Source organism: Sandarakinorhabdus sp. (genome assembly GCF_040398665.1).
GTDB lineage: Bacteria > Pseudomonadota > Alphaproteobacteria > Sphingomonadales > Sphingomonadaceae > Sandarakinorhabdus.
In genome coordinates this window covers 227,712-254,124 of the sequence record NZ_JBBATQ010000004.1, presented here as the reverse complement: position 1 = coordinate 254,124, position 26,413 = coordinate 227,712, and the positions used below count along the sequence as shown (strand labels likewise).

Annotated in this window: 18 protein-coding genes, 1 tRNA gene and 1 pseudogene; 10 read left to right on the top strand and 10 right to left on the bottom strand. The window is 63.5% G+C overall.

Annotation, left to right across the window (positions count from 1 at the left end; translation table 11 throughout):
- Position 1: 1 nt before the first annotated feature.
- Complete coding sequence (locus ABWP22_RS07720; RefSeq protein ID WP_353199375.1) at positions 2-643, bottom strand: protein-L-isoaspartate O-methyltransferase family protein; 642 nt, start codon at positions 641-643, stop codon at positions 2-4.
- 131 nt (positions 644-774) lie between these two features.
- On the opposite strand from ABWP22_RS07720, the gene ABWP22_RS07715 reads away from it, so the two are divergent.
- The 5 genes from ABWP22_RS07715 (at position 775) to ABWP22_RS07695 (ending at position 5,810) form a co-directional block, all read left to right on the top strand.
- A tRNA-Cys gene (locus ABWP22_RS07715) sits at positions 775-848 on the top strand.
- A 208-nt stretch (positions 849-1,056) separates the two neighbouring features.
- Positions 1,057-2,289 carry a tyrosine-type recombinase/integrase gene (locus ABWP22_RS07710; protein WP_353199374.1) on the top strand — a complete coding sequence of 411 codons (1,233 nt, stop codon included), beginning with the start codon at positions 1,057-1,059 and terminating at the stop codon, positions 2,287-2,289.
- 1 nt (position 2,290) lies between these two features.
- Positions 2,291-2,779 (top strand): hypothetical protein, encoded by a 489-nt coding sequence (locus tag ABWP22_RS07705; RefSeq protein ID WP_353199373.1) that lies wholly within the window; start codon positions 2,291-2,293, stop codon positions 2,777-2,779.
- A 92-nt stretch (positions 2,780-2,871) separates the two neighbouring features.
- Complete coding sequence (locus tag ABWP22_RS07700; protein WP_353199372.1) at positions 2,872-3,060, top strand: helix-turn-helix domain-containing protein; 189 nt, start codon at positions 2,872-2,874, stop codon at positions 3,058-3,060.
- Positions 3,061-3,452: 392 nt separating this feature from the next.
- Positions 3,453-5,810: a DUF3987 domain-containing protein gene (locus tag ABWP22_RS07695; protein WP_353199371.1), complete on the top strand. Its 2,358-nt coding sequence runs from the start codon at positions 3,453-3,455 to the stop codon at positions 5,808-5,810.
- A 515-nt stretch (positions 5,811-6,325) separates the two neighbouring features.
- Here the strand turns inward: ABWP22_RS07695 and ABWP22_RS07690 are convergent.
- On the bottom strand, positions 6,326-6,553 hold the full coding sequence (locus ABWP22_RS07690; protein WP_353199370.1) for a helix-turn-helix domain-containing protein: 228 nt from the start codon (positions 6,551-6,553) through the stop codon (positions 6,326-6,328).
- A 454-nt stretch (positions 6,554-7,007) separates the two neighbouring features.
- On the opposite strand from ABWP22_RS07690, the gene ABWP22_RS07685 reads away from it, so the two are divergent.
- Positions 7,008-7,688: a transferrin-binding protein-like solute binding protein gene (locus tag ABWP22_RS07685; RefSeq protein WP_353199369.1), complete on the top strand. Its 681-nt coding sequence runs from the start codon at positions 7,008-7,010 to the stop codon at positions 7,686-7,688.
- Between the two features lie 230 nt (positions 7,689-7,918).
- On the top strand, positions 7,919-8,839 hold the full coding sequence (locus ABWP22_RS07680; RefSeq protein WP_353199368.1) for a porin family protein: 921 nt from the start codon (positions 7,919-7,921) through the stop codon (positions 8,837-8,839).
- A gap of 594 nt (positions 8,840-9,433) precedes the next feature.
- Here the strand turns inward: ABWP22_RS07680 and ABWP22_RS07675 are convergent.
- Positions 9,434-11,128 carry a class I adenylate-forming enzyme family protein gene (locus tag ABWP22_RS07675; protein ID WP_353199367.1) on the bottom strand — a complete coding sequence of 565 codons (1,695 nt, stop codon included), beginning with the start codon at positions 11,126-11,128 and terminating at the stop codon, positions 9,434-9,436.
- Between the two features lie 116 nt (positions 11,129-11,244).
- The gene (locus tag ABWP22_RS07670) at positions 11,245-12,333 is read right to left on the bottom strand and encodes a peptidyl-alpha-hydroxyglycine alpha-amidating lyase family protein (RefSeq protein WP_353199366.1); all 1,089 of its coding nucleotides are present in this window, start codon (positions 12,331-12,333) and stop codon (positions 11,245-11,247) included.
- Between the two features lie 354 nt (positions 12,334-12,687).
- Between ABWP22_RS07670 and ABWP22_RS07665 the strand changes: the two genes are divergently transcribed.
- Positions 12,688-15,555 carry a TonB-dependent receptor plug domain-containing protein gene (locus ABWP22_RS07665; protein ID WP_353199365.1) on the top strand — a complete coding sequence of 956 codons (2,868 nt, stop codon included), beginning with the start codon at positions 12,688-12,690 and terminating at the stop codon, positions 15,553-15,555.
- Positions 15,556-15,662: 107 nt separating this feature from the next.
- On the opposite strand, the gene ABWP22_RS07660 is transcribed toward ABWP22_RS07665, so the two are convergent.
- The 6 genes and pseudogenes from ABWP22_RS07660 to ABWP22_RS07635 form a co-directional block, all read right to left on the bottom strand.
- Positions 15,663-16,976, bottom strand: a complete 1,314-nt coding sequence (locus tag ABWP22_RS07660; protein ID WP_353199364.1) for a M28 family peptidase — start codon at positions 16,974-16,976, stop codon at positions 15,663-15,665.
- Positions 16,977-17,017: 41 nt separating this feature from the next.
- A complete protein-coding gene (locus ABWP22_RS07655) occupies positions 17,018-18,799 on the bottom strand; it encodes a DUF4231 domain-containing protein (RefSeq protein WP_353199363.1) in 1,782 nt (593 codons plus the stop codon).
- A 184-nt stretch (positions 18,800-18,983) separates the two neighbouring features.
- Entirely contained in the window at positions 18,984-20,072 is a 1,089-nt protein-coding gene (locus ABWP22_RS07650; protein ID WP_353199362.1) for a PEPxxWA-CTERM sorting domain-containing protein, read from the bottom strand.
- 121 nt (positions 20,073-20,193) lie between these two features.
- Positions 20,194-20,286 (bottom strand): annotated as a pseudogene (locus ABWP22_RS07645) (PEPxxWA-CTERM sorting domain-containing protein); the annotation flags it as partial.
- A 67-nt stretch (positions 20,287-20,353) separates the two neighbouring features.
- Positions 20,354-22,210: a toll/interleukin-1 receptor domain-containing protein gene (locus ABWP22_RS07640; protein ID WP_353199360.1), complete on the bottom strand. Its 1,857-nt coding sequence runs from the start codon at positions 22,208-22,210 to the stop codon at positions 20,354-20,356.
- 4 nt (positions 22,211-22,214) lie between these two features.
- A complete protein-coding gene (locus ABWP22_RS07635) occupies positions 22,215-22,520 on the bottom strand; it encodes a hypothetical protein (protein WP_353199359.1) in 306 nt (101 codons plus the stop codon).
- Between the two features lie 75 nt (positions 22,521-22,595).
- On the opposite strand from ABWP22_RS07635, the gene dgcA reads away from it, so the two are divergent.
- Together dgcA and ABWP22_RS07625 are read left to right on the top strand one after the other, a co-directional pair.
- Entirely contained in the window at positions 22,596-23,585 is a 990-nt protein-coding gene (gene dgcA / locus ABWP22_RS07630) for an N-acetyl-D-Glu racemase DgcA (RefSeq protein ID WP_353199358.1), read from the top strand.
- A gap of 42 nt (positions 23,586-23,627) precedes the next feature.
- A complete protein-coding gene (locus tag ABWP22_RS07625) occupies positions 23,628-26,408 on the top strand; it encodes a [protein-PII] uridylyltransferase (protein WP_353199357.1) in 2,781 nt (926 codons plus the stop codon).
- Positions 26,409-26,413: the final 5 nt, after the last annotated feature.

The following is a 26,413-nucleotide window of genomic DNA, read 5'->3' as shown; positions in this document are numbered from 1 at the left end:
CTCAGAAGGCAAAGGCGGGAGCGCGCGCAAAGCCGGGCAGCGGCGGCGCGGCCATCTCGATGAACGCCAAGCCGGCCGGTTCGCCGGTTGGCGTCAACGGCCCGACATAGGCGCGGCCAACGCCAGACTGGCGGAGCACCGCAGCGATCCGGCCACCGGGTGCCAACTGCGCGGCAATCGCCGGCGGCACGGTTTCGATGCTGCCTTCGAACAGGATCAGATCATAGGGCGCGCCCGCCGCCCAGCCTTCAGCCAGCGGGCCGACCAGGCTCGTCACGCCGGCCGCCGCCGCCATGGCGACCAGCGCAGCATCGTTTTCGAGCGCGCTGACCCGTGCGCCCAGCCGCGCGATGATGGCGGCCGAATAGCCGCTGGCACTGCCGACCACCAGCACATGTTGCCCTGGCTGCACCGCGGCATGCTGCAACAGCAGCGCCAACGCCAGCGGGGCGAGCAGGCAACGGCCGCGTGCGACTTCGTGGGCGGCGTCGGCATAGGCCAGTTCGGCCAGCCCAGCCGGCAAATAGGGCTCGCGCGGCACATCGGCAAAGGCAGCCAGGACCGCGGCGTCGGTGACCGCCACGGTCTTCAACTGCGTGTCCACCATGGTCTGGCGCTGAGCAGAGGAACCGATTGTCGTCATGGCGCTGTCTTTGCCTCGCGGCGGCGCGGCGCGCAATGCTGATGTTGCAAAGCGATCGGTGGCGCGAATCCTGCCAGCGAATCCTGATTGCCCATCGCCACCCGGCTTGCTAGGGACGGCGTCCACCGAGAGGCCCGATGGCGGAGTGGTGACGTAACGGACTGCAAATCCGTGCACCCGGGTTCGATTCCCGGTCGGGCCTCCACTTTCTTGACCAGTCACGTTCGACTGCGTCTGGTAAATACAACGAAAATCATTATATTAGCGGCATAAACGGCCGTTGGCGTTCAATGCTGTTCGCCTGCTACCACCTTGTTTTGGGGGCCACTTAGGGGGCCACTTTGGGGCCAGCGGCTTACTGCTAACATGAGTGGCCCCCACATAGGGCCACATCCGAAGAAGCTTGGCGCATCATGGCTCTGACAGACGTTGCGATAAAGAACGCGAAATCGCACGAAAAACCCTACAAAATGGGCGATGCAGGCGGCTTGTTCCTGCTGGTGCAGCCCTCAGGCGGCAAGCTATGGCGCTTGAAGTACCGAGTCGACGGCCGAGAAAAGAAGCTCGCAATCGGTCCCTACCCGGAAATCAGCCTCGCTGAGGCACGCCGGCGGCGTGATGATGCTCGAACGTTGATCGTCACAGGCAAAGACCCGTCTCGCGAGAAGCAGCGCGACAAGGTTCGGTCTCGCGCACAAGCCGAAAGCACGTTCGCCGCGATCACAAAGGAGTATTGCGCCAAGCGCAAACGAGATGGCGACAAGGCTTGGGCAGCAGCTACTGCAACGCGCAGTGAATATCTTTTGTCCTTGCTCGACAGTTCTATCGGTCGTGTGGCCATCGCCGAGATCAAGCCCCCGGACGTGCTCGCTGCCGTCCGCAAGATTGAGGACAAAGGTAGGCGCGAAAGCGCGAGGCGCACGCTCCAACTGGCTAGCGCCGTGTTCCGCTACGCGGTAGCGACAGGCCGGCTGGCTTCTGATCCGACCCGCGATCTTCGTGGCGCCCTAACTGCGCCTACTGTTAAGCATTATGGGGCGATCATCGACGCTAAGCTGGTTGGCGAACTGCTCCGGGTTATTGATGGCTATGTTGGTCAGGGGCTCACAAAGCTGGCCTTGCAGCTTGCACCTCACGTATTCGTCCGCCCCGGTGAGTTGCGCCATGCGGAGTGGAGCGACGTCGATCTAGATGGCGCGCTTTGGGTGATCCCGGCGGAGAAGATGAAGATGCGCAAGGCGCATCACGTGCCACTGTCCCGACAGGCCCTAGCCGTCCTAAGTGAGGTGCGGGCTGTCACTGGTCCTTCGGGTTATGTCTTTCCGTCAATGCGGACGCGGTCCCGTCCCATGAGCGAGAACACGATCAACGCTGCGCTTAGGCGGCTGGGGTATGCATCCGACGAAATGACAGCGCACGGCTTCCGGGCCATGGCATCAACCCTACTGAACGAATCGGGAAATTGGCATCCCGATGCCATCGAGCGGGCACTTGCTCACAGCGATAAGGACAAGGTCCGCGCCGCTTATCATCGGGGCCAACACTGGAAGGAGCGCGTCGAGATGGCCCAATGGTGGAGCGACTACCTCGATCAGCTTCGGAAGGGCGCAGAGATCGTGCAGTTCCCTGAGCGGAAGGTAGGCTGAGATGGCGACCCACGATCATGATGATCTTCTGGATAAGCTACGAACGTTTGCTAGCGATCCAGCCAGAACGGAGTTCACGCGACCCAACCTGATTGCCTTGCTTGACGTCCTTACCGACCATCTTGATGGAGCACTGGCCACCAGGGAGGGAGAGTTGGAGGACGGTACGCTAGTGGAGGCCCAGCACCCTGTGGCGGCGCAGTTGTCTGGGCTGACAGCGGCGCTGCGTGATTTAGACCAAGGGCTGACAGACCCGGTGCTGAAGCGGATAGGCGGCAAGAAAAATTCCGCTAGGCCATGGCGCTTAAAGCAGGACGACGATGCTTTGTTTGAGGCGCTGGAAGTATTCCAACGGATGCAAAACCTCCCCGACCTAAAGGCGGCCGCGGAGCGTTTAGCGGTGAAGCTTCAGTTCACCGGATACAGGCGTAGGGGGAAGGGAATGAACGGATCGAGCCTTAAGTCGCTGTATTACAAGCACCGGTGGTAGCTGGTTACTGCGATTTACGTTCACTGCGTTGAGCGTAAATTTGACCTGACACACATGTTCCGACGGCCGCTTTTGGCCGTTGGAGTGTCCAGATGAACATCAACAACCCTCACCCGCTGGCATATTCGATCAAGGATGCTTGCTCCGCTTCAAGCCTTGGCCGCACAACCCTGTATTCTCACATCGCAGCAGGACGCCTGAAGGCCATCCGCGTTGGCGGTCGCACGCTGATACCTGCGGAAAGCCTGCACACCCTTCTGAGCGGGGAGGCAGCAGAATGACCTGCCATCTCAATGATTACGACTATGGGCACGCTGGGTGCTGCGGATGTGAACGCGATCTTGACCTTGCAACTGCGCCTTTTTCTCTGAACTGCCGGGAGGGGAACATAGGGCTTTACTTCTACTTCTGCCGGGAGTGTTTCAGTAGCTTGCAAGCGCGAGGGCTAGCGGCTTGTGACGAGGCCGTTGCGCGCGTGCTTAGACTGGGACGGGCCGCGTTGCCTGACCGCACCGGTTTTGCAGTGACCACGTCTCTCGCTCTGCAAGCGCATGACGGTGACTTGGTTGGCGCTTATGAAGTCGGCCCCAAGTTGCCGCGTATCGTTCACGACGCAATCGTGGCTAGTCAAACTGACGTCGCAATTGTTCCTCCCTTTGACTGGGAGGCGTAAATGGACAGCGCTATCGATTATATCGCTCATGGGATTGCACTTATTGATATCCCGCCTCGCCAGAAAGGGCCAAACAGCACCGGCTGGAACGAGGAGAAGAACGCCATCACCGACCCGAAGAGGGCCAGTGAACTTTGTGGCAATATAGGCATTGCTCACGCATACTGTTCGCCGTTGCCCACAATGGCACTCGACATTGACGATCTCCAAAAGGCACGCGCTTGGTTGGCGGAGCGCGGGATCGATTTAGACACGCTCCTCGATGCGGATGACGCTGTTCAGATTTCGTCGGGTAAGAAGGACAGTCGGAAGCTTCTTTACCTGTTACCGGCAGATGCTTCGCCTATCCCGATGAAGAAGATTGTCGATCCAGAAACGAGGGACACGGTCTTGGAGTTCAGGTGCGCTTCTGCGAATGGTCTTACTGTGCAGGATGTGCTGCCCCCGTCTATCCATCCGGATACCGGAAGGCCCTATCAATGGGCAGGCAAGGGTAATTGGCGGTCTATCCCAACCATCCCTTTGGCTCTGTTATCTGTCTGGCAGTCGTTGCTGAACCCTGCTGCGGAGCAGTCGCTTGGCGAGCGGGCCTGTGCAGAAGATAGTTCTATGGTCACGCTGCCGGCTGAAACCATCCAGCATCTTCGCAGTGCCCTTCTGTCGATGCGGTCAGATGACCATGGGCTTTGGGTCAAGGCCGGCTTGGCGCTGAAGGGCTTGGGCAACGTCGGACGCGGGCTCTGGTTGGAATGGTCGCAGACGTCCGAAAAATCCCAAGATCGTGGGCCACTTCATCTCAGCAGGACATGGGATGGCTTCACCCCAAAAAGCATTGATTACCGATCCGTCTTTGCCGAGGCCCAGCGCCAAGGCTGGGTAAACCCGACCAAGGTTTATGCCTCGCCTATTATGGCCGCCGCTGAAGATGCAGACGGCTGGGCTATGCCCCAACCGCTGCCGGGCGAGCTCCGGCGTGTCAAAGCGCTAGACGTGGGCTGCCTGCCATCAACCGTTCGAGACGCGGTTCAAGATATAGCAGAGCGCCTCTCATGCCCGGTTGATTATGTGGCGGGGTCCTTGTTGGTTGGTGCCGGTGCTCTCGTCGGCAACCGGGTCGGGATCATGCCCAAGCAGCATGACGAGACGTGGGAGGTCTACCCTGCGTTCTGGGGCGGCATCGTTGGTCCACCGGGCTCTATGAAGACGCCCGTACAGCAAGAGACGATGAAACCCCTTCGGCACGTCGAGGAACAGGAGAGCATCGGCTACGCATCTGCCCTTGCGAAGTACCAGGTAGAGAAGAAGCAGTTCGACAAGGCGCTAGCAGCGTTCAAGGCCGGCAAGCTGGGGACCGTCCCGGTGGAGCCGCAGGAGCCGAAGAAGCCGCGCCTGATCGTCAACGACACCACCTACCAAGCCTTGGGGGACATACTGGCGGCCAACCCGCGCGGGGTTCTTGTCCACGGGGACGAACTATCAGGCTTATTGCAGAGTCTCGACACGGCTGGACAGGAGGCAGCGCGGGGGTTTTATCTCTCCGGCTGGGGCGGAAACGGCACATACTCATTCGACCGTATCGGTCGTGGCAGCATCCGTCTGACGCATTATGCCTTGTCGGTCTTCGGTGGGTTCCAGCCTGACAAGATCAAGCATTATGTCCGCATGGCCCAAAGCGGTAGTGCGCAGAACGACGGGCTCCTTCAGCGGTTCCAGCTGCTTGTTTGGCCGGATCAAGTCGAGGATTTCGTACTGGTAGACAGATGCCCCAATCAGGAAGCGTTGGCGGCGATGAACCGGGCGATACTTGGGTTGCGGACCGAACCTACGAGCGGCAAACGTAACAAGCATGGTTCGCGGCTGCTGCATTTCGATGAGGACGCACAGGTCAGCTTCAACGCGTGGTACGCGGCCAATGAAGCGATGCTGCGCAGGGATGACTTGGGGCCGGCAGAGCAAAGCCATTTTGCTAAGTACCGCAGCTTGCTCCCCGGGCTGGCGCTGCTTTTCCACCTGCTTGAGGGGCATGCCGGTGAGGTGTGCAGTGCGTGCCTGTCAGGCGCGCTTGGTTATGCGAAATATCTGAAGTCGCACGCTATGCGGGTGTACGGCGCTGTGCACAGCGTGGATGGGGCTGGCGCACATGCTCTGGCAGGACGGCTTCTACGCGGCGAACTGCAATCCGGCTTTAGGGCGCGTAGTGTGTACGCCAAAGGTTGGCGCAACCTGTCAGAACAATACAAGGTCCAGCAGGCGGTTGACCAGTTGGTCGAGCTAGGCTGGCTGATGGAGCGGGGCGTCGAAACGGGCGGCAGGAAGACGGTTGCTTACGACGTCAACCCGCGCATCTTCGCGCAGTGAGTGTGTGGCGACCTTTTGTCGGTTTTGTAGGTACCCCCCTAACACATTTTTCCACTCTTCCAGCTCGTAGTAGCGTGCTGAACGGGGTGGGGGTAACCGACAAAACCGACAAAAGCCCCCCTGCTTGCATAGGGTATGCGCCGATTAAAGTTTTTGCCCGTCGCGGCCGCCTCTCGCCAAGTGTAATGTAAGGAAACCGACATGCTGCTGCCAGGCGTTGGAGACACCGTCAAACAGTGTACGGCACGCGCCAAACACTCGGGAGCTAGGTGCAGAAATCCTGCCGTGGTCGCTTGGGGGAGCTCTGGGCGGGTCTGCCGCATGCACGGCGCGCGCAGGTCAGAGACGGTCAGGCGAGGTGCAAACCATCCGCAGTATAGGCATGGCGGGGAGACGCTGGGGGCCAAGGCCGAGCGCAGCCGGGTGCTTGTGGAACTGCGGGAACTTGAGGCACTATCATTCGCGTTGGGACTGGCCAGTGGGCCGAGGTGGCGTGGGCGCAAACCTAAAACGGTCTAAGGGGCGCTGTGCTTTAGTAGGTCCACCGGCGTGCAACCCAGCGCTGCCGCCACCCTAACGATGACGCTTAGGGAAGGGTTTTCCTGACCGCGCTCTATGCCCCCAAGATAGCGAACATCCACCCCGACGCGGTCAGCGAGCTCCTCTTGGTTCAGACGCAACGCCCTCCTCCGCAAACGCAAGTTTGCGCCCAGAATTTTAGCCCAAGGACATTCGTGCCGCACCTGGCAAAGGAGTGGCGTTGCGCACCCAAAAACAAGGAACTATAAACCTGATTCGTTAAACTTAGGTGGGGAGCAGTCCATGGGGGAAGACGCAGAACGGCATGAAGCTGGGGCGAGCCCCGCCTTCCAAAGCGCCGTCACTCGTGCCGCCCAGAGCGCGAGGCAGCTTAGCTCTCTAGGTAAGCCATTTTCTCCCCGCTACGTTGCCATGCTCATTGCGCCATGTCTGCTTTCGGCCTGTGGCGGTTCATCTGGCGGGGGCAGCGTTAATTCAACTCCTATCCCACCGGCCGCAAATCCCGCGCCGCAGTTCACAAGTTTCCAGGCTGTGCAGTCAGGTGTTACCACTACGGTATCGGGTACAACGCGAGAAGGTAGCATTGCCGTAGACGCAACAGGTGCTATCCTACAAAGCGGCGTCTCCAATCCGACCCAAGGCGCCGCAACCGTAAATTTGAACGTTAACAGTGCCCGGCAGACAAAATCACTGCGTATTGATGGAGCATTGTCGAGCTTTAATTTTAATTCTGGCAGCGTGAATACGGCTGGACTGCTCTTCGGTGGTGCCCAAATCGGCGTGCTGGCTTCTAATGCGGTCGGTTCTGAGCAAGCCGCATGGCTCGACCCGTACGCGGCCAACTTTAATTACCAATCGTTTGGGGTCTGGGGAACTGGCCTAGTGGCAGGCTCAACTGGTAAATATGGCGTCGCTTCGGTCGGCGCAGCGACTGGCGGCAGTGCAATCCCATCGGCAGGCACCGTTGCCTTCCGAGGGATCGCTGCGGGCATTTACACAGACGGCTCAGCCTCGCGTTACGCCGCCAATGCAACGTTCAACGTCAATTTCGGCGCAAGAACAATTGAATTTACAACTAGCAACCAAACTATAACTGATATCAGGACTAACCTAACTATACCGCTTACTTGGTTGGATTTAAATGGAACGATGACTTATGCTGCAGGCGCCAATAACTTCTCGGGCAACGTCGCAGCCAGAGGCCAGACGTCATTTCAAAACCTGACAGGTGCCGCGTCTGGCCAGTTCTACGGCCCGAATGCTAACGAGCTTGGCGGAACCTTCTTCCTTCGCGGCTCGGTAAATACACTAGTTGGGGGCTTTGGCGCAAAGCAGTGAGGACAATCCTGTTGGCTGGCGCTGCTATATCGGCGGCATCCACGGCCCAGACAGTTGACGCAGAGGTCCAAGCTAGGTTTATAAGAGCCCTAGCGTTAGCAGATGCTGGGCAGTTCCGCTTCGCTGCAACTGAGTTGGGTTCTCTGTATCTGAAGGCACCGACGCCGCGTATTCGGTTGGAGCTGGCCAGGGTTCTTATGCTCTCGGGTCAGTTATCCGATGCTCGGTCCTTGTTCCTGAAGGCGTATGCGGACAATCCGCCGCCCGATGTGAAAGCAAATATCATTGAGCTTGTCCGACGAATCGACCAGCGGAGAGGTCGTTTAGCGCTTAACTTGGGCGCCGCCTTCTACGCCAATCCCCTGCAACAGCCCGGTGCTTTTGGCTTCACCGTCAACGGGGTCGATCTGGATTATGCCCCGGACAGTCAGTACCGGAACCAGTGGGGTATGACCTATGGCGCGTCCTACACAAAGAGTATTGCCTCGTGGGACCTTGCGCTGAGCGGCTCGTTTCGGGATTTACCAGGCACTCGCGCTGATCGATTAATTGGCGAGGCATCCGCCGGGAAACGTCTTGGAGGGGGGCAGTACGAGCTCCGCGCCGGCCTCACACACCTAGGCCAAACAGGCCTGTCCTTCTCCTTGCCATTCGTTGAAGGTCGCATCGCCAAACGGCTTTCGGTCAACATGTCCCTCCAACCCTCCTTGCGGGTCGGGCGCTTTATCTCAGAAGCTGGGGGCGGGATTTCTGGATGGCAGTATGATGTGTTTGCACCTGTAACTTATAGCCCTTCACCGGCGAAGACCTTTGCGGTCGGCCCAACGCTGCTCAGACAAGAGGCCCGGTTTGGAGAGCAGGGGTTCTATTCCTACGGCGCGCGTGGTGTTGCCTTGTGGCGCTCAGGCGCTATTAATTTGGAAGGTCTCCTTCAGGGTCGCATGTCACAGTACGACCAAGACGATCCGTTTTGGGGCGTGAGGCGCGTTGATAAGACCCTTAACACTGGTGTTTATTTGAACTCGGATAGGATCGAGCTTGCAGGATTGCTACCAACGATTGGCGGCACCTGTGACCTCAACTGGTCGACCATTTCGTTCTTCAACCAACGAGGTTGCGCCCTAGCTTTTGAGTTACGCAGGCAGTGGTAGCAGAGGGTTGCTTTAAGACCGTGAGTGCCAAGGGGCAGTGCAGAGGAAACCTCGAAACGGAATAAGCAGATCAGTATGTACTAAGGAAGCGTGGGTCCCATATCTGGGAAAAGGGGGGTACCCCCGGGGTGGGGTCTGGCTGAGCAGGAATTTGAAGGGGGGTGGGGGTGCGACACTGTAGTTGCGCCGCCTTGCAGATAGTCACTTTGTTCAATCGCGTTCGCCTACAACCGCTCCCTTTGGGGGCCATATCGGGGGCCACCTCGCTTCTATCTCTGGAATATTTTCATATATTCATAGTCTTATGAGAATATTGCGATTCCCGGTCGGCCTCCAGTGAATGTTTCCAATGTGACAAGTCAGTCGACGACGGAGAGGGTGTCTCGCCTTCTTAGCGACCGGCGCCACCTGCGCTTCTGACGGTCGGTCTCGACAGGCTGATCTGGCGGGGTATTCCTGCTGGATCACGAGCCGCTTTCGCGGAGAATCCCTGCGGCGCGTTCTGCACCGCAGGAACCCGTATCGGGGTGATGTCCACGATTGCGGCGCGATCCGGCTCGCCCGCGTCCGTCCCGGGCAGCACGCCAGGGCCAATCAAGGTGTCGGCAGATCCTGGCTCAGCCGGTCGCGCAACTCGCGCCTCAGGAACTTGCCGCTGGCATTGCGCGGCAGCGGCTCGGTCATGAACAAGATGTGGCGCGGCACCTTGTAGTTGGCGATCAGGCCGCCGCAGAAGCTGCGCAGCCCGGCGTCATCCAGGCGTTCGCCGGGTTTCAGCAGGACAGCCACGCCGACTTCCTCGCCGAGCCGGTGATCGGGCACGCCGAACACACAGCATTCGGCGATCGCGGGATGGCGGTAGATGGCGGCTTCCACTTCGGCGCAATAGACATTCTCGCCGCCGCGCAGCACCATGTCCTTCTTGCGATCCACGATGAAGATGAAGCCATCCTCGTCGATGCGGGCAATGTCGCCGGTGTGCAGCCAGCCATCCGTGATCGCGGCCGCCGTCGCTTCGGGGCGGTTGATATAGCCCTTGATGACAGCGGCGCCCCTGACCCAGAGTTCGCCGATGTCGCCCGGCGGCACGGTGTTGCCGGCGTCATCGACGCATTTGGCTTCATAACTGGGCATGGCGGGACCGGCGCTGTCGGGCTTGTCGACAAAGAAGTCGCCAGAGACGGATGTGATGATGCCGCAGGTTTCGGTCATGCCGTACCCGGTGCTCGGCCGGGCGCTTGCCACCCTGGATTCGATCTTGTGCACGAGATCCGGCGGCACCTGGGCACCGCCGCCCGACATCGCGGTCAGGCTCGACACATCGGTGGTGGCGAAATCCGGATGGTTGATGAGCTCGCGCGCCATCACCGGCACGCCGCCGATCGAGGTCACGCGCTCCCGCGCGATGATGCGCAGCGCTTCGCCGGCGTCCCAACGGTACATCAGCACGATGGTGCCGCCGGCCGCAGTGGTCGCATAGGCGCCGCAGTTGTTGGCGGTGACGTGGAACAGCGGCGTCGTCAGCAAGGACACCGGCACCGGCGGCGACGCCGGCGGCGCGACGTCCGTGGCCCGCTGCACCGCCAATGCTGTCGAAGCACCGGCATAGAGCATGTTGTACAAATTGGTGATGCAGCCGCGATGGGTCAGCTGTGCGCCCTTGGGGAAGCCGGTGGTGCCCGATGTGTAGAAGATGCAGGCATCGGCATCGGGATCGATCGCCACCTCGGGCATGGCACCGCCATGGGCGATGACATCGGCGAGCGACGACACGCCCGGCTCGGGCCCGCGCAGCCGCACCCCAACGAGTGTCACCGCCGGCGGCTCGGCGATTTCCCTGAAGCGATCGAGTCGCTCAGCATCGAGGAACAGGGCCTTTGGCGCCGAGTCTGCCAGCGCGTAGGCCATTTCCTCGGCCGTCCACCAGGCGTTCATGCCGACGACGGCAAGGCCTGTGCTGACGCAGGCCCAATAGATCAGCAGCCATTCGGGATAGTTGCGCATGGCGATCGCCACCCGGTCGCCCGGCTGCACGCCCTGCGCCGCCAGCCAGGCGGCGATGGCATCGACGTGGCCATGGGCCTCGGCATAGGTCAACCGCTCGTCGCCAAAGACGAGATAAGTCCTGTCGGCGAAGGGCTTGGTCGATTGCCACAAGGCCCGCACATCGGGCAGCGCATGGCGAAAGGCGCGCACCGCGATGCCATTGACGTCGATCCTGATGATCTCGAACGCGCCACCGGGGCCCGTCAGCTCTTCGCGCGCTTTCGCCAGTTCCGCGTAGTGCATGGATCTCCCCGGGGCTTTGTTGTTACCAGACGGTGATACACGCGATCGGGTGTCCGGCAAGCTATCTAGAGCCATCGGATAAGAGGCCGCTCCCCCGCCCCGGCTGAACAGCGCGGCTAGGGGTGCAGTGTCAGTTTCTGGAGCCGCCAGTTGAGCAGTTCGGCAACGTACAACTCGTTCTCGGCGGGACAGGCGATCTCGTGGATCCAGCCGAACTGCCCCAGTTGTTTGCCGGATCCGCCGAGCCAGCCCAGCACCTTGCCATCGAGCGAAAGCTTGTAAATTCGGCCAGGCCACGCATCGGAAACATAGAGGACCTGCTTGCCGTCGCGGTCGCGCGGCGTGATGCACAGCGCCCACGGCGCACCCGGCATCATCGTCTTGGTTGCCACCGTGTCGGGGCCGGCGGGTGGCACGACCGGGCGGTTGCCGATCGCCGCCGGCGCGTCGGCGGGGGAGGGGACATTGATCTGGATGATGCGCAGCAAGGTGCCGGCGGTGTCGAACACCTGAATGCGCCGGTTGCCGCGGTCGGCAACGTAAACCTCGTCACGCGCATCGACGGCAATCGAATGCAGCGTGTTGAACTGTCCGGGCGCGCTGCCGAAGCTGCCCCACGAGCTTAACCAGCGGCCATCCGGCGCGATCTTGGCGACGCGCGAATTGATGTAACCGTCGCTGATATAGGTGTTGCCCTGGCTGTCCCACGCCATGTCGGTCACTTCGCGAAACTGCCCGTCAACGGCCGGCAGCGGCGGCTTGGGATGTTCGAGCGGGCGGGCGTTTTCGTCGCTGGCTTCGGGCTTGCGGCCGAAGACCATGGCGACGCGCCCGGCGGGGTTGAACTTCACCACCATGTTCGATCCCTTGTCGGCCGCCCAGATATTGCCGGCGGCATCGACCCGCGTCGCATGGGCATAGGACCAGGCATAAAGATTATGCCCGATCTCGCGCACGAATCGCCCGTTGGCATCGAATTCGAGCAGTTGGGCGGCGGCCGCGGCATAGGCCGGGCCCTGCGTGTTGCCACGCTGGAAAACATAGACCTGGCCTGCTTTTCCGAGCGCAACACCAGCGACTTCGCCCAAATGAAGGTCGGCCGGCGGCTTGAGGAAGTCGACGGAGTCAAAACGAATTTCCGGGACGTCCTGCGCCGAACTGGCCGAGGCCAGCAGCACGGCACAAAAACCAATCGCTCGCAACATGATGCATCTCCCCCTGATGTCAGGTCCGATATAGCCCCTCTGTGCCGGTCACGGTAGCTGCCTTCGAAACGAGGTGCGGGCGGCCCTGGCCGCGGTCCGACCATGCCGCAGCCCGCCGAACCGCCGGGCGCCCTGCGGCGCCATGTCCGGGCAGAAACGGCACACAAGCCGCCATTTTTCGGCCGTTTGCTGCAATTGTAAGGCACAATACGTCATTTCCCCCGCAGCATTGCGGCGGTTCTTCGTCTCTTCCCCTCAGATTGGTTTGCCTGGCACTGGTGCCAGCAATGGGGGGTAGCCTGAATGCACAATGCTTGTCGATTTTCCCGGTTCGGGGCAACGTCTCTGGCGGTGATGGCCGCAGCGCTGGCGGCAACGCCGGCGGCTGCCCAGGCGGCCGCACCCGCGCGGCCGGCAACGGCGGCTTCCGCGCCGGCAGCCGTTGCCAGCGCCGAGCAGACCGAGATGCCGGCGGAAATGGTCGTGACCGGATCGCGCATCGTGCGCGACGGCACCCAGGCGCCGGTGCCCACCACGGTGGTGACGATCGAGGATATCCAGGCCCGCAACCCGACCAACATCGCGGATTATGTCAACCAGTTGCCGGCGATCGGGCAGGGCCAGTCGCCGCGCGCCACCACGCTGTTTGCCAACGCCAATGGCGGCGCCAACCAGATCAGCGCGCGTGGCCTGGGCATCAACCGTACGCTGGTGCTGCTCGATGGCCGCCGCGTCGTCGGTTCCGGCCTGTTGCCGGCGGTGGACATCAACCTGCTTCCGCAAAACCTGGTCAGCCGGGTCGATGTGGTGACCGGCGGGGCCTCGGCGGCTTACGGTTCGGATGCGGTGGCCGGCGTGGTCAACTTCATTCTTGATACCAAGTTCACCGGCCTGAAGGGCAGCGTCAACTATGGCATCACCGATCGCCGGGATGGCCAGATCGTCAACGGGGATCTGGCCTATGGCACGGCCTTTGCCGGCGGCCGCGGCCATCTGCTGTTGAGCGGCAATTATTACGAAGGCGAGCGCATCGATTTCTTCGATGAACCGCGCGACTGGTTCCAGCCCGGTCTGCGCCTGCTGCAGAACCCGACCTGGACCGCCACCAACGGCCAATCCGGCCAGATCGTGCGCACCGATGCCGGCTTCACCAGCACGCCCGGTGGCGTGATCATCGGCGGGCCGCTGGCCGGCACCAATTTCCTGCCCGGCGGCACGACCAACCAGTTCCAGTTCGGCACCGCCGCCCTCACCCAGGGCAGCGTGCAGGCCGGCGGCACGGTGGAGCCGCTGTCGGTGCGCGGCGCGCTGCTGCCCGACGACAAGCATTGGAGCCTCTATGGCCGCCTCAGCTATGAAGTGACCGACAATGTGAACGCCATTGTCGAGGCCAGCTATGCCGGCAACGACACGATCAACTGGTCGGCGGTGTACAACCGTCAAGGCTCCGGCGCGACCGGCGCGCTGCTGATCACGCGGGACAACCCGTTCTTGCCCACGGCCGTGCGCCAATCGATGGACGCGCAGGGCGTCACCTCGTTCCGCCTGAACCGCCTGTTCTATGACATGATCAACCGGCCCGGCGAACATATCGGCGAGGCCGGCTACAACCGCCGCCAGAGCCGGATCCTGTTGGCGCTGGAAGGCAAGTTTGCCGACAGCGGCAAGTGGCGCGCCTATTACCAGCGTGGCCGCAGCCAGGTGTGGTACACGCGCGACAACAACGTGATCATCGATCGCTTCAACCAGGCGGTGGACGTGACCGGCAATCCGGCGCTTGGTGGCGTGCCCGGTGTCGCCGTTGGCGCGCCGGTGTGCCGCTCCACGATCACCGCAAACAGCAACGGCTGTGTTCCGATGAACGTGTTTGGCGAAGGCGCGCTCGGCAAGTCCGCGATCGCCTGGGTGACCGGCGAAAGCGATGGCTTCCGCACCCGGCAGGATCTGGACATCGCGCTCGATGTCTATGCGATCGACGGCCAGTACAGCCCGTTCAGCACCTGGGCCGGCCCGGTGTCGCTGGCGGCGGGGTTTGAATATCGCAAGGAATCCTTTGCTGCCACATCGGATGCAGTCTCACAGGCGCGGCGCTGGAACGTCGGCAATTTCCAGCCCGGCGCCAATGGTTACAATGTGAAGGAATTCTTCGGCGAAGCCCTGGTGCCGCTGTTGAAGGATTCGGCGGTCGGTGATCTGGAGCTCAACGGCGCCGTGCGCCGCACCGATTATTCGACCAGCGGCGAAGTGACGACGTGGAAGGTGGGCGGCGCCTATCGCTTTGGCGATCTGCGTCTGCGCGCCACGCGATCGCGCGACATTCGTGCGCCCAACCTCAATGATCTTTATGCGCCGCAAAGCCAGTTCGTGAACCAGTTCCTGGATCGCAGCCAGCCGACCAGCCCGTTGGTGCAGTTCATCACGTTGAGCGGCGGCAACCCGCGGCTGACGCCGGAAATCGCCGACACCTGGACGGCTGGCGGGGCCTATCAGCCAGGTTGGGCGCCGGGCCTGACCGTCACGGTCGATTGGTACAAGATCAGCATCAAGGATGCGCTCTTCGGTGTCGGCGGCCAGTTGTTGCTCGATCTCTGCTATGGCTTCAACCGCCCGGCCAGCCCGGCCGCCTGCCAGTCGATCGTGCCCGTGGCGGGCAGCGCCGGCCTGACCGGCGCCACCTTGCTGACCGGCGCCATCAATGCCCAGAATGTGGATGTGGAAGGCATTGATTACGAAGTCAGCTATCGCACCCAGCTCAGCAATATTTCCGAAAAGCTGCCGGGTTCGCTGTCCTTGCGTGTGCTGGCGACCCAGCGCTTGCAGGATCAGACCAACCTGCCCGGTGACAGCCAGCCGCCGGCGCTGGGCACGTTCGGCAGCCTGAAATGGCGCGGGTTCGGCTCGGCCACCTATTCGGTGGGGTCCAGCCGCACCACGATCACCGGGCGCTACCTGGGCTCGGGCACGGTAAGCAATGACGCGGAAACCAGCCGCAACGGCATTCCGGCGGCGTTCAACCGCGTGCCGGCCCTGTGGTATTGGGAAGTGTCGCAGAATGTCGACGTGAAGGTGGGCAACACCAAGGTGACGCTATTCGCCGTTGTCGAAAACCTGTTCGACCGCAATCCGCCGGCGATCCCGTCGAACGGCACGTCGTTCGGCACCTCGCCGATCTATGATCTGCTTGGCCGCAGCTATCGCCTCGGCTTCCGCTTCAAGATGTAAGCCGGCGCTGCCGGGCGCTGCCCGGCGCGGCACTGCCAATGAAAAGCCCCGCGCCGGATCGTCCGGCGCGGGGCTTTTTCTTCGGGTTCGGCCCGGCGGGCCGCCGCTTATTGCGGCGCGCGCTGCGCGCGACCGCCGAAGGTGACGATGCTTTGGGCACCGCTGGCCGAAAGCGAAGATACGCCGACGAAATGATCGTCGACATTGATGTCCTTCAGCACGCTTTGCGTCTCGGCGGCCGGCACGTCGCGGCTCTGTGTCCAATCCTGGGCGTCGTTGCGGCGCCAGTGCACGCGATAACCGGCCGCGCCGGGCACTGCCGCCCATGTCACCTTGATGTCGCTGCCCACCGCGCCCTGCAACGCCACATCAGCCGGGGCCGCCGGCGCCGCTGCCAACCGCTGGATGGCGGCCACGTTGATCGCGGTCACCGAGGCCAGATATGGGAAATCCATCTTGTCCACGGTATCGCCATATTCGACGCCGGCCGCGGTGCGCAGATCCTGGTGCTGCTGGTTGTAATTCTCGATCCCCACCGTGAAGCGCACCGCCGGGAAGCCGAGCCGCAAGAAGGGTTCATGATCGCCGCCGCGCCCAAAGCGATCCGGCCGGCGATCGACAAACACATCGATGCCGCCGGTGATGCCGGCTGCAACATGGTCGATGGCCTTGGCCAGGGCGCGGCTGGGGCCGTCATCCTCGCCGCCATTGCCGCGGCGCAGCGCCTGTTCCGCTTGGCTTTCCGAAATGCGGATGCCTTCGGAAAACACCCGCACGCGGTCGGCGACGCGGCTGCCGTTCTGGCCCACGGTGTTGCCGACGATGTCGTTGTTGAGCACTGCGCTCACCACCCAGCCGCGCGCTTTGGCGGTTTCGGCCAGCAACGTCCCGCCGAGCAGGCCCTGCTCCTCGCCCGACAGCGCGGCATAGATGATGGTGGCATCGAACTTCTGTTTGGAAAGCAGCCGCGCCGCCTCGATCACCAGTGCCACACCCGACGCATCGTCGTTGGCACCCGGTGCATCGCTGGTGGCATTCATCACATCGCTGACCCGGCTGTCGATATGGCCCTGCACGATCACCACGCGGTTCGGATCGCGTCCCTGCTGGATGCCGAGCACGTCGACCACCCTGGCACCCTTGGGCGAACGATCATTGGTGAACAGGCGTTCCAGCGTCGAAACCGTGATGCAGCCGCCGCAGCCGGCGCCGATCTTCGTCATCTCGGCGGCATACCAGCGCCGGGCGGCACCGATGCCGCGCGTCGGATGATCCGCATCCGACAAGGTGTGGCGGGTGCCGAAACTCACCAGTTTCTCGACATCGGCCTTCAGGCGGGCGGCGTCCGGCGCGGTTTGCGCCGAAACGGTGGCGGAAGCCAGGCTGGCCAGCAGGCCAATCCGAATCAGGTGGGTGATCATTCAGTGTCTTTCGCGTTTGAGTGAAGGGATGGTGAAACTGGTCAGGATGGCACCGCAAGCTTGCGATCGGCATAGCTGGACCGCCATTCCGCCAGATCGGCCAGCATGATGGCGGCGGCTTCTTCAAGCGCGCGGGCGGCAAAGCCGGGCGCGAGCCCGTCACGGCGCAGCAGATCGGCGACGCGCGCCAGCCGCTCCGCCGTGGCCTGCGATCGCCGCGCCACGCCCGCAAAATCGCCGGCACCGCGCAAGCCGAACAAGGCACTGCCCAACGTGGGCAGGGCGGCACCGAGCAGGCTGAGCTCCAGGCTGAACGGCTTGATCGTGGCATAAGCGAACACCAGCCCGAGCAGCGTGCCAACACCCACGAGTCCGGTGAGGATCAGCAAGGTTTCGCCACTGTTGTGCAGCCGGTGATCCAGCCGGTGCATGCGGTGATGCACGATATGATGATAGGCGATCTGCCCATCCAGTTCATGCGCCACGATGTGCCGGGTCAGGGCGGTGAAGGCGGCCTTGTCGGCCGGCGCGGGCGGCCGCGGCAGCCCCTGCCAGATTGCCAGCGCATACCAGTCGGTCCAGCGGCGTGGGCCGACAAGATCGTGCCCCGGCGGGCTGGCGGCGCCCAAAAGGCGCAGGCTGCGCTGCAGCCGCAGGGTTTCGGCGAGATAGCGGTAATCCAGCCACCGCCGGTGCCATGACTGGCGGTTGCCGATGCTGGTGTTGAGCACCACCGCGCCCACCACCAGCAATTCCAGGATCAGCAGCACAGTCTTGCTGCCCGGCAGCAAGCCGGCGAGCAGCGCCAGGATCACCGCCACCGCGGCACCGAGGAAATTGAACACCATGCCGCTGCGGAACACATGGGCATAATGGGTGGCGAGGCCATCGGCCCAGGCAAAGGCCGCCTCCAGCCGATCATGTCCGGTGGCCGGCACGCCGGCGTCGGCACAGCCCTGCGCATGGCCGGCCCAATCATCGCGATTGGCCTGCAGATAGGGGGTTGCCTGCAGGAACCCGCGTTTCAGTTTCTGCACGCCGGTCACCGCCAGCAGCAGCGGCCATTCCGCCCGCCAGCGCCGCAGATGTTCGGTTTCGCCCAGATAGATATCCAGTTCACTGGCCGGCAGCGGCGGGGTGAGCAGCACCGCCAGCACCCGCGCCAGCGCCGCATCATCCAGCGCTGCCATCGGCACCGTATCCAGCCGCAGCCGTTCGGGCGGCACCGCATCCAGCCCGGCCCACAGCAGTTCGGGCGCGCCGCCCGTGCTGGGCACATGCACCACCGGCACGCCGCGCCGCACCGCCTCGGCCACCACCGCCGCGGTGCCGCCGGGCCCGCGTTCCGGTTCGCCATCCCACACCGCGATCAACAGATCGCAGCCGGCAACCGTCACATCGCTGGCCAGCACATAGGCCGCGTCCCCCGCTGCGGCGTCCATGGGTGCCTCCCACACATACGCCGCTTGATCGAGCAGGGCGGCAAGGCCGGCTTGATCGGCGGGCGCCATGGTCTGGGCATATTGCGCACGTGGGAACGGCAGCACCACCTGCAGGGCATAGCCCTGTGCAAGTGCGGCCCGCGCGGCGATCTGGTCGGCCCCGGCAGCCAGGCCGGAGATCAGCGACAGGCGAGCTGGATCATCGGCAAAATGATTGCGATGCAGGGCGGCAATCGTCGCCACATCGGCCTGCACGCGCGCCAGCAGTGCGCCGATGGCCGCCGCCAGCACAGGCGCCACCACCGGATCCAGCACGCGGTGACCGGTGATGGCCACGGTCAGCGCCAGCCCTGGACGCGGCGGGTGGTGCGCGGCGGTCACGCCCGGCCCCTGCGGCGCTGCCGCCGGCCGTTATCGGCCAGCCTCTGGCTGTAACATCGCATCGCCGCCCACCCCGATTGCCGCCGCCGGATCGCGCCGACATGCAGGATTTTGGGTAAAGACCGGGCCAGCAACTTGCAACCCGGCAGCAGCGATTCAGGCCGCCAGATTCAGGCCGCCTCTGTCAGGCTGCGCGCGCGGCTGTGCGCGGCCGTTGCCGGCGCTGCATGGCGCCCACCAGGCCAAAGCCGCTGATCAGCATCAGCCAGCTCGCCGGTTCGGGCACGGCAGCCACCAAATCCACCGGCGGCAGCCAATCGAAGGTGGCGGGCGGGGCCGGATCGGGCAGGGCCGGCGGCGCCGGCGCGTCAATGTCCACCACATCGGCCATGGAATAGTTGGTGGCGTCGAAACGCCGGCCGATCAGCAACTGGTCGTTGGTGACCGGCACGTTGAACGACCCGCCATCGACAAAGGCCGCCGCGCTGAATGGTGAGGAGCTGCCATCGTTGCGCGGATCGCCAAAGGCCACCTGCACGCCTTCGCAACCCAGCAAGGTGGCGCAGAAGCCATTGACGATGTTGATCCGGGTGAAGTTGTAATAATGGACATAATGGGTGTCGCCCGCGGCGATCGGCGCCAGCGCCAGGCTGAGCGGCGTTGCACCCCATTCAAAGGCGACGCGATCGCCCAGGGCGGAGACGTAGGAGGAGAAGCCGGTGAACTGCCGGCTGTCCGATGTCACGATGCTGTTGGGTTGCGGGCCGGTGTGATCCAGGGAACCGCTGGCCTGATAAAGATCGGTCCGGGCGCCAAGGGTGGGATGGTTGGCGAACTGCCGCACGTGGAAGAGGAACTGCACTTCGGAATCGGTGTTCTGGCCCTGGAACCCGATGAAGCCGGGTGTGATCAGCGAATCAAGCCGCAGAAAAGCCGTGGAGGCGCTGTTGTTGGTGATCGCGATCGTCAGATCGGTGATCATTTCGACAAAGCCTTGGCCTTGCGTATAGATATTGTGCAGGAAGAAGAAGTTGCCGCCGGCGCCAAGCCTGGTGTCAAGCTGGGCGCCCAACCGCCGATTGCCGCCTTCGAAACTCAGTTCCTTGGTGTTCACATTGTCGAAGGTTTCACCTTCCACCGGCGAATCATGGGTAAAATACTGGACACTGCTTGTCATCGTCAGCACTTCGCTGATGTCCGGTGCGGCCGCCGCGGGCAGGGCGGCCGCCCCCGAAAGCAGAGCAAAGCCGATGATGTTCAGTGTCGTGCGCATATTGGCTCCCGGATCGCCAGCAGGCCCGCAAACGGCGAACTGGTCATAGAAAGATACTTACGGAAGAAACATGGCGCTGGCCAGATGGTTAAGCGGCGTTCAGAAAAATCTTTCCGCCGCTTCAGGCCAGGCGATACCGGCGTCGCCGCATCGTGCCACCAACCAGGCCAAAACCGCTGATCAGCATCAGCCAACTCGAGGGTTCCAGCACGGCGCCGGCCAGGCCGTCAACCGGCGGGAGCCAGTTGTAGTTCACGGGCGGCGGCGACAGCGCATCCGGATCAGGTCTTTGGCAGGGCGTCGCACTGGCGCCCGGCCTCCGCCAGCACGGCCGGCGCGGCCTTGATGCGGCGATCGAGGGCGATGGCCGCCTGACAACTGGCCAGCGCGTCGGCGGCGCGTCCGCCGCGCGCCAGCACACGGGCCTTCAGCAACAGCAATTCCGCCTGATCCGGATCATCCGGGCCATATTCGGCGTCATAGATGGGTTTGACCGCCGCCACATGGGCCAGCGCCGCGGCCATGCGCCCGCGCTGGCTTTCGGCTTCGGCCATGTAGAATTCGGCATCGCCAACCGCAGCATTGCCGGGCCCGTACAGGCGGGAATAGATCCCCTTTGCCCGGTCAAGAGCAGCAAGCGCCGCTTCGCCAGCGCCGGCAGCGGTTTCGATACGTCCCTGAAGGATCAACGTGTCGGCCAAGAACGGATGATCCCCTTCCAGCACGCGGGCATAGATGCGGTTTGCCACGGCGATCCGCTGTTGCGCCTCGGGCAGATCACCGGCTTCGAAGGCAGCATAGGCGCGGTTCTTGGTGGCGGTGGCGGTCTTCTGGTGGTTGCGGCCATAAAGGCTGATATTGAGCGCCTCGGCGGCGGCAAAATCCCTGGCCGCGCCGGCGGAATCGCGCAATTTCATGCGGGCGCGGGCGGTGTCGGTGAACGCATCGGCACGATCGGCGCGGTGGTCGCCGGGCAGCGCCTGGTAGGCCGCCGCCGCCGCACCCAGTTCGCGCACGGCCAAGGCATAATCACCGGCCTGATGCGCCAGCAGGCCGCGGTGCTCCAACAGCATGGCATCGAGCAGCGGGCCGTCGGCACTGTCCCGTTCAAACGCGGCCGATGCTGCTGCAATAAGGCGCGCAGCCTTGTCAGTGTCTGCCGCGCGAATGGCGGCACTTGCCAGTTTCATCAGCACCTTGGCGCGCTCCGGGCTCTTTGCCGGCAGGCGGGTGAGCGCCCGTTCCAGATCGGCGACCGCCTCCTTGGGCAGGCCGAGGTTCAGATAAATCGCTCCGGTGGTGGCCAGCAGGCGCGCGCTGACCATTGGTTCTTCCGGCAATTCCACCGCTGCGCGCCTGCTGGCGCGTTCGAGGATGGTCAGCGCGGTGATGGAGCGCGGATTTTCGGTGGCCGGGTTGGCGATTTCGAAGGTGCCGATCAGGAAATCCAGGCTGCGCGTGGCGACCAGTTGCTGGCGCACGGCTTCGGCGCGCTGGAGATTGGCATAGATGGCCAGGGCGATGGTGACCAACGCGATGCTGAGCGAGCCGGCGGTGATGGCCAGCAACTGGCGCTGGCGGCGGGCGGCGTCGCGCTGCGCCAGTTGATCGAGCTTCAGCCCGGTGATGCCGGCAATCAGCTTGAGCAGCGCCAGTCTTTTGCCGTCCTTGCCTTCGCGCAGATCGGCGGCGATCGGCTCGGCCGGCACATCCGACAGGCTGCCATCGGCGGCCAGCTTGAAGCGCAGGGCGGGCGGGAAACATTCGCGATCATCACCGGTATAAGGCTCGCCATCGATGATCAGCGGCAGCACGCGGGCTTCGCCATGGGCGCGCTTGAAGGCGAGGATTTCCTCGTTCACCCAGATGGATTTCGCCGAACGCGGGCTGCACAGCACGATCTGGAAGCGCGCGGCGGCCAGCGCAGCGCGCAACTCGCCGCCCAGATCGGCGCTGGCCGGCAATTCGTCGCGATCGCGGAACACCGGTGGCAGCCGCGCCGGCACCGGGCCAAAGGGCGACGCCTGGCCCACCAAAGCGCGGGGCAGGCGATAGGATTCCAGCGCCTTGTGCAGCCACTTCGCCACCGGCGTGTCGGCGTGGCTGTAACTGATGAAGGCGCTGAAGCGTTCGGTCATGGGGTCAGGCCGGATTGTCCCGCACGTGGCGTTCCAGATCGTCGAAGAACCGTTCCAGATTGTGCAGCACCATCATCTTGAACTCGTAATTCACCTCTGGCGAGGTGCTTTCGATGATCGGGCTTTCATCGACCTTTTCAGTATAGGCCTTGGCGATGGTCTGCACATAATCGCCGGTCAGGCTGATCTCGCCCATCTTGTCGAGGATGCGCAGCTGAACGATCATGATCTGGCGCACCAGCATTTCCAGCGCCGTGATGCGCGACACCGTGGCGACCGCATCCAGTTCGACTGAGTCGTCCTCGTCCATCTTCGGAACATGCCCGGCTTTTGTGGCAGCGCAAAGCCTGTTGCCGACGCGCTCGCCTTGCGGCAGTGCAGCACCATGGCTCGCACGCTTCACGCCGCAATCGAAACCTTCCCCGCGCGTGGCAGCTTCACCATCGCGCGCGGCGCCAAGACCCATGTCGATGTCGTGGTGGCCACGGTAAGCGATGGCAATCATGTCGGCCGCGGCGAAGGCACCGCCATCTATTACACCGGCGACAGTGCCGAGGCGGCGCTGGCCGCGCTGAATGGCATCGGCGCTGCCATCAATGATCTGCGCCGCGCCGATCTGCTGGCGCTGCTGCCGGCCGGCGCGGCGCGCAACGCGCTCGATTGCGCGTTGTGGGATCTGGAGGCCAGGCAGGCGGGCACGCGCGTCTGGCAGATGCTGGGGCTGCCCAAGCCGCTGCCGATGCTGACGGCCTATACGATCAGCCTGGCCGATGCCGCGACCATGGCTGCAGCGGCCACGACGGCACGCGGGCGGGAGTTGCTGAAGGTCAAGCTCGGCGGCAGCGATGGCCCGGATGGCGATCTCGAACGCCTCACGGCCGTGCGCCGCGCCGCGCCCGATGCCCGGCTGATCGTCGATGCCAACGAAGCCTGGGGCGGCACCGATATCGAACGCACGCTGGCGCGGCTGGCGACGCTGGATGTCGAACTGGTCGAACAGCCGGTGCCGGCCGGGCGCGATGCCGAACTCGATGGCGTGCGCGCCGCCGTGCCGCTGGCCGCCGACGAAAGCTGCCATACTCGCGACAGCCTGGATGACATCATCGGCCGTTATCGCTTCATCAACATCAAGCTCGACAAGGCCGGCGGCCTGACCGAGGCGCTGGCGCTGCGCCATGCCGCCGCCACGCGCGGGCTGGGGGTGATGACCGGGTGCATGCTGTGCACATCGCTGGCCATCGCGCCGGCCTTCCATGTTGCCATGCAGGGCACCTATGCCGATCTCGATGGGCCCTTGCTGATTCACGACCGTCCGCATGGTCTGCGTTTTGATGGCAGCGACGTGTGGCCGCCGGACGCAGCGCTGTGGGGCTGAAGCGGTGGCCATTTTCCCCATCCGCGCCTATGTTGCGGATTGATGATCCGTCCTGATGCCATTGCCAATCGCCGTACGGTGATCGACCGGCGCGCGCTGGCCGACAGCCTTGGCGAAGGACTGGCGCGCTGCGCAGACTTTGCGGCGCGGCGGCAATTGCTGGCCGATACGCTGCGCGGCGCCTTGCTGGCCGGCCGCACCGAAATTGCCGAACGGCTGGAGGCGCATCCGGGGCGTGGCCTCGAGCTGGCGGCCGCACAAAGCTTCCTCATCGATCAGGTGCTGCGCCTGGCCTGTGATACGGTGGTCAGCAGCCTGTATCCACTGGCCAATCCCACCCAATCCGAACGCCTGGCGATCGCGGCGGTGGGCGGCTATGGCCGTGGCCAGATGGCGCCGTTTTCCGATGTCGACATCGTGTTCATCACGCCCTGGAAACAGACGCCATGGGGCGAACAGGTCATCGAAACCCTGCTCTATCTGCTGTGGGATCTTGGCCTGAAGGTCGGCAACGCCACGCGCAGCCTGGATGATGTGGTGCGCATGGCCAAGGCGGACATGACCATCCGCACCGCCTTTCTGGAAGCGCGCTTCGTGTGGGGCGATCAGGCGCTGTTCACCGAAGCCACCACCCGTTTCCGCCGCGAGGTCGTGGCCGGCACCGCACGCGCGTTTGTCGCCGAAAAGCTCGCCGAACGCGAAGCCCGCCACAAGCGCATGGGCGACAGCCGCTATGTCGTCGAACCCAATCTGAAGGAAGGCAAGGGCGGCCTGCGCGATCTGCACGCACTGTTCTGGATCGGGCGCTATCTGCACGAGGTGGATGGCGTGATCGAACTGGTCGACAAGGGGCTGCTGACGGCGGCGGAATTCCGTCAGTTCCGCCGCGCCGAAAGCTTCCTGTGGTCGGTGCGCTTCATGCTGCACCATGTGACGGGCCGCGCCGAGGAACGCCTGGCCTTCGATGTGCAGCGCGAACTCGCCGGGCGGCTGCGCTATGCGTCGCGCGAACGCATGAGCGCGGTCGAACGTTTCATGCGCCATTATTTCCTGATGGCCAAAACCGTCGGCGACCTGACCGGCCTGTTCCTTGCCCACCTTGATGAATCGACCGCGCGCCTGGCCTGGTTGCCCTCGCTCACCCGCCGGCCGGGCCGGTTGAAGGGCTTCACCCTGCGGCGCGGCCAGATCGGGCTGCCCGCCGATGATTTCTTCCGCGCCGATCCGGTGCGGCTGCTGGAAATGTTCGCGCTGGCCGACAGTGAAGGCCTGCCCATCCACCCGGTTGCCATGCGCACCGCGGCGCGCGATGCCGGGTTGATCGACGATCGGGTGCGCTGCGACAAGACCGCCAATGCGCTGTTCCTCGGCGTGCTCACTTCCTCGCGCGATCCGGAAACCGTGCTCAGGTGGATGAACGAAGCCGGCGTGTTCGGCCGCTTCGTGCCGGATTTCGGCCGCGTCGTCGCGCAGATGCAGTATGACATGTATCACCATTATACGGTGGACGAACACACGATCCGCGCCATCGGCCTGGTGGCGAAAATCGAACGTGGCGAGCTGAAGGACGATCACAGCCTGTCCAGCGCCATCATCCACCAGTTGAATGATCGCCGGGTGCTGCATGTCGCAGTGCTGCTGCACGATATCGCCAAAGGCCGCAGCGGTGATCACAGCTTGCTGGGCGCCGAAGTGGCGCGGCGCCTGTGTCCGCGCTTTGGCCTGACCCCGGCTGAAACCGAAACCGTGGCGTGGCTGGTGGAATTTCATCTGTTGATGAGCCGCACCGCCTTCAAGCGCGACCTTTCGGATTTCAAGACCATCCTCGATTTCGCCGCCGCCGTTGCCAGCCCGGAACGGCTGCGGCTGCTGCTGTTGCTCACCGTGGTCGATATCCGTGCCGTGGGCCCGGGCGTGTGGAACGGCTGGAAGGCGCAGTTGCTGCGCGATCTTTATGAAAGCGCCGAGGAAGTGCTGCGCCTGGGCCACAAGCAATCCGGCCGTGCCGAGCGCATTGCGGCGCGACAGGGCGGGCTGAAGGCGGCGCTGGATTGGTCGGAAGAGCGCTTTGCGGCCCATGCCCGCCGCCTGCCCGACAGTTACTGGATTGCCGAAGCCCATGATGTGCTGATCGCCAATGCCGCGCTGGTGGCCGGGGCCGATGGCGGGGTGTCGGATGATGCGGCCTCGCTGGCAATCGCCTGCACCCCCGACGCGGCGACCGGCACCACATTGGTTTCGGTTTATGCCACCGATCACCCCGGCCTGTTTTATCGCATCGCCGGCGCGATTTCGCTGGCCGGCGGCAATATCTTCGATGCGCGCATCCACACCACCCGCGATGGCATGGCGATCGACAATTTCGTGGTGCTCGATCCGTTGGGCCAGCCGTTTGCCGAAGCCTCGCAACTGGCCCGGTTGAAACGCTGCATCGAAGATGTGCTCACCGGGCGCATCCGTCTGGCCGACCGGCTGGCGGCGCGCCCGCTGGCGCGGCGCAAGGCGGAATTGTTCGGCGTGGAGCCGCGCGTGCTGATCGATAACAAGGCGAGCAATCGCTATACCGTGATCGAGGTCAACGCCGCCGATCGCCCGGCGCTGCTGTTCAGCCTCACCAACGGCCTGTTCCAGAACCGTCTGACCATTCGCAGCGCCCACATCGCCACTTATGGCGAAAAGGCCACAGATACCTTCTATGTCACCGATCTCACTGGCGCGAAGGTCGATAGCCCCGGCCGCATGAAACAACTGGAAAAGCGCCTGCTCGCCATCGCCGGCGGCGCTCCGCCGCGCGTCGAGGCGCTGGCGGAAGCGGCGGAATAAGCTGG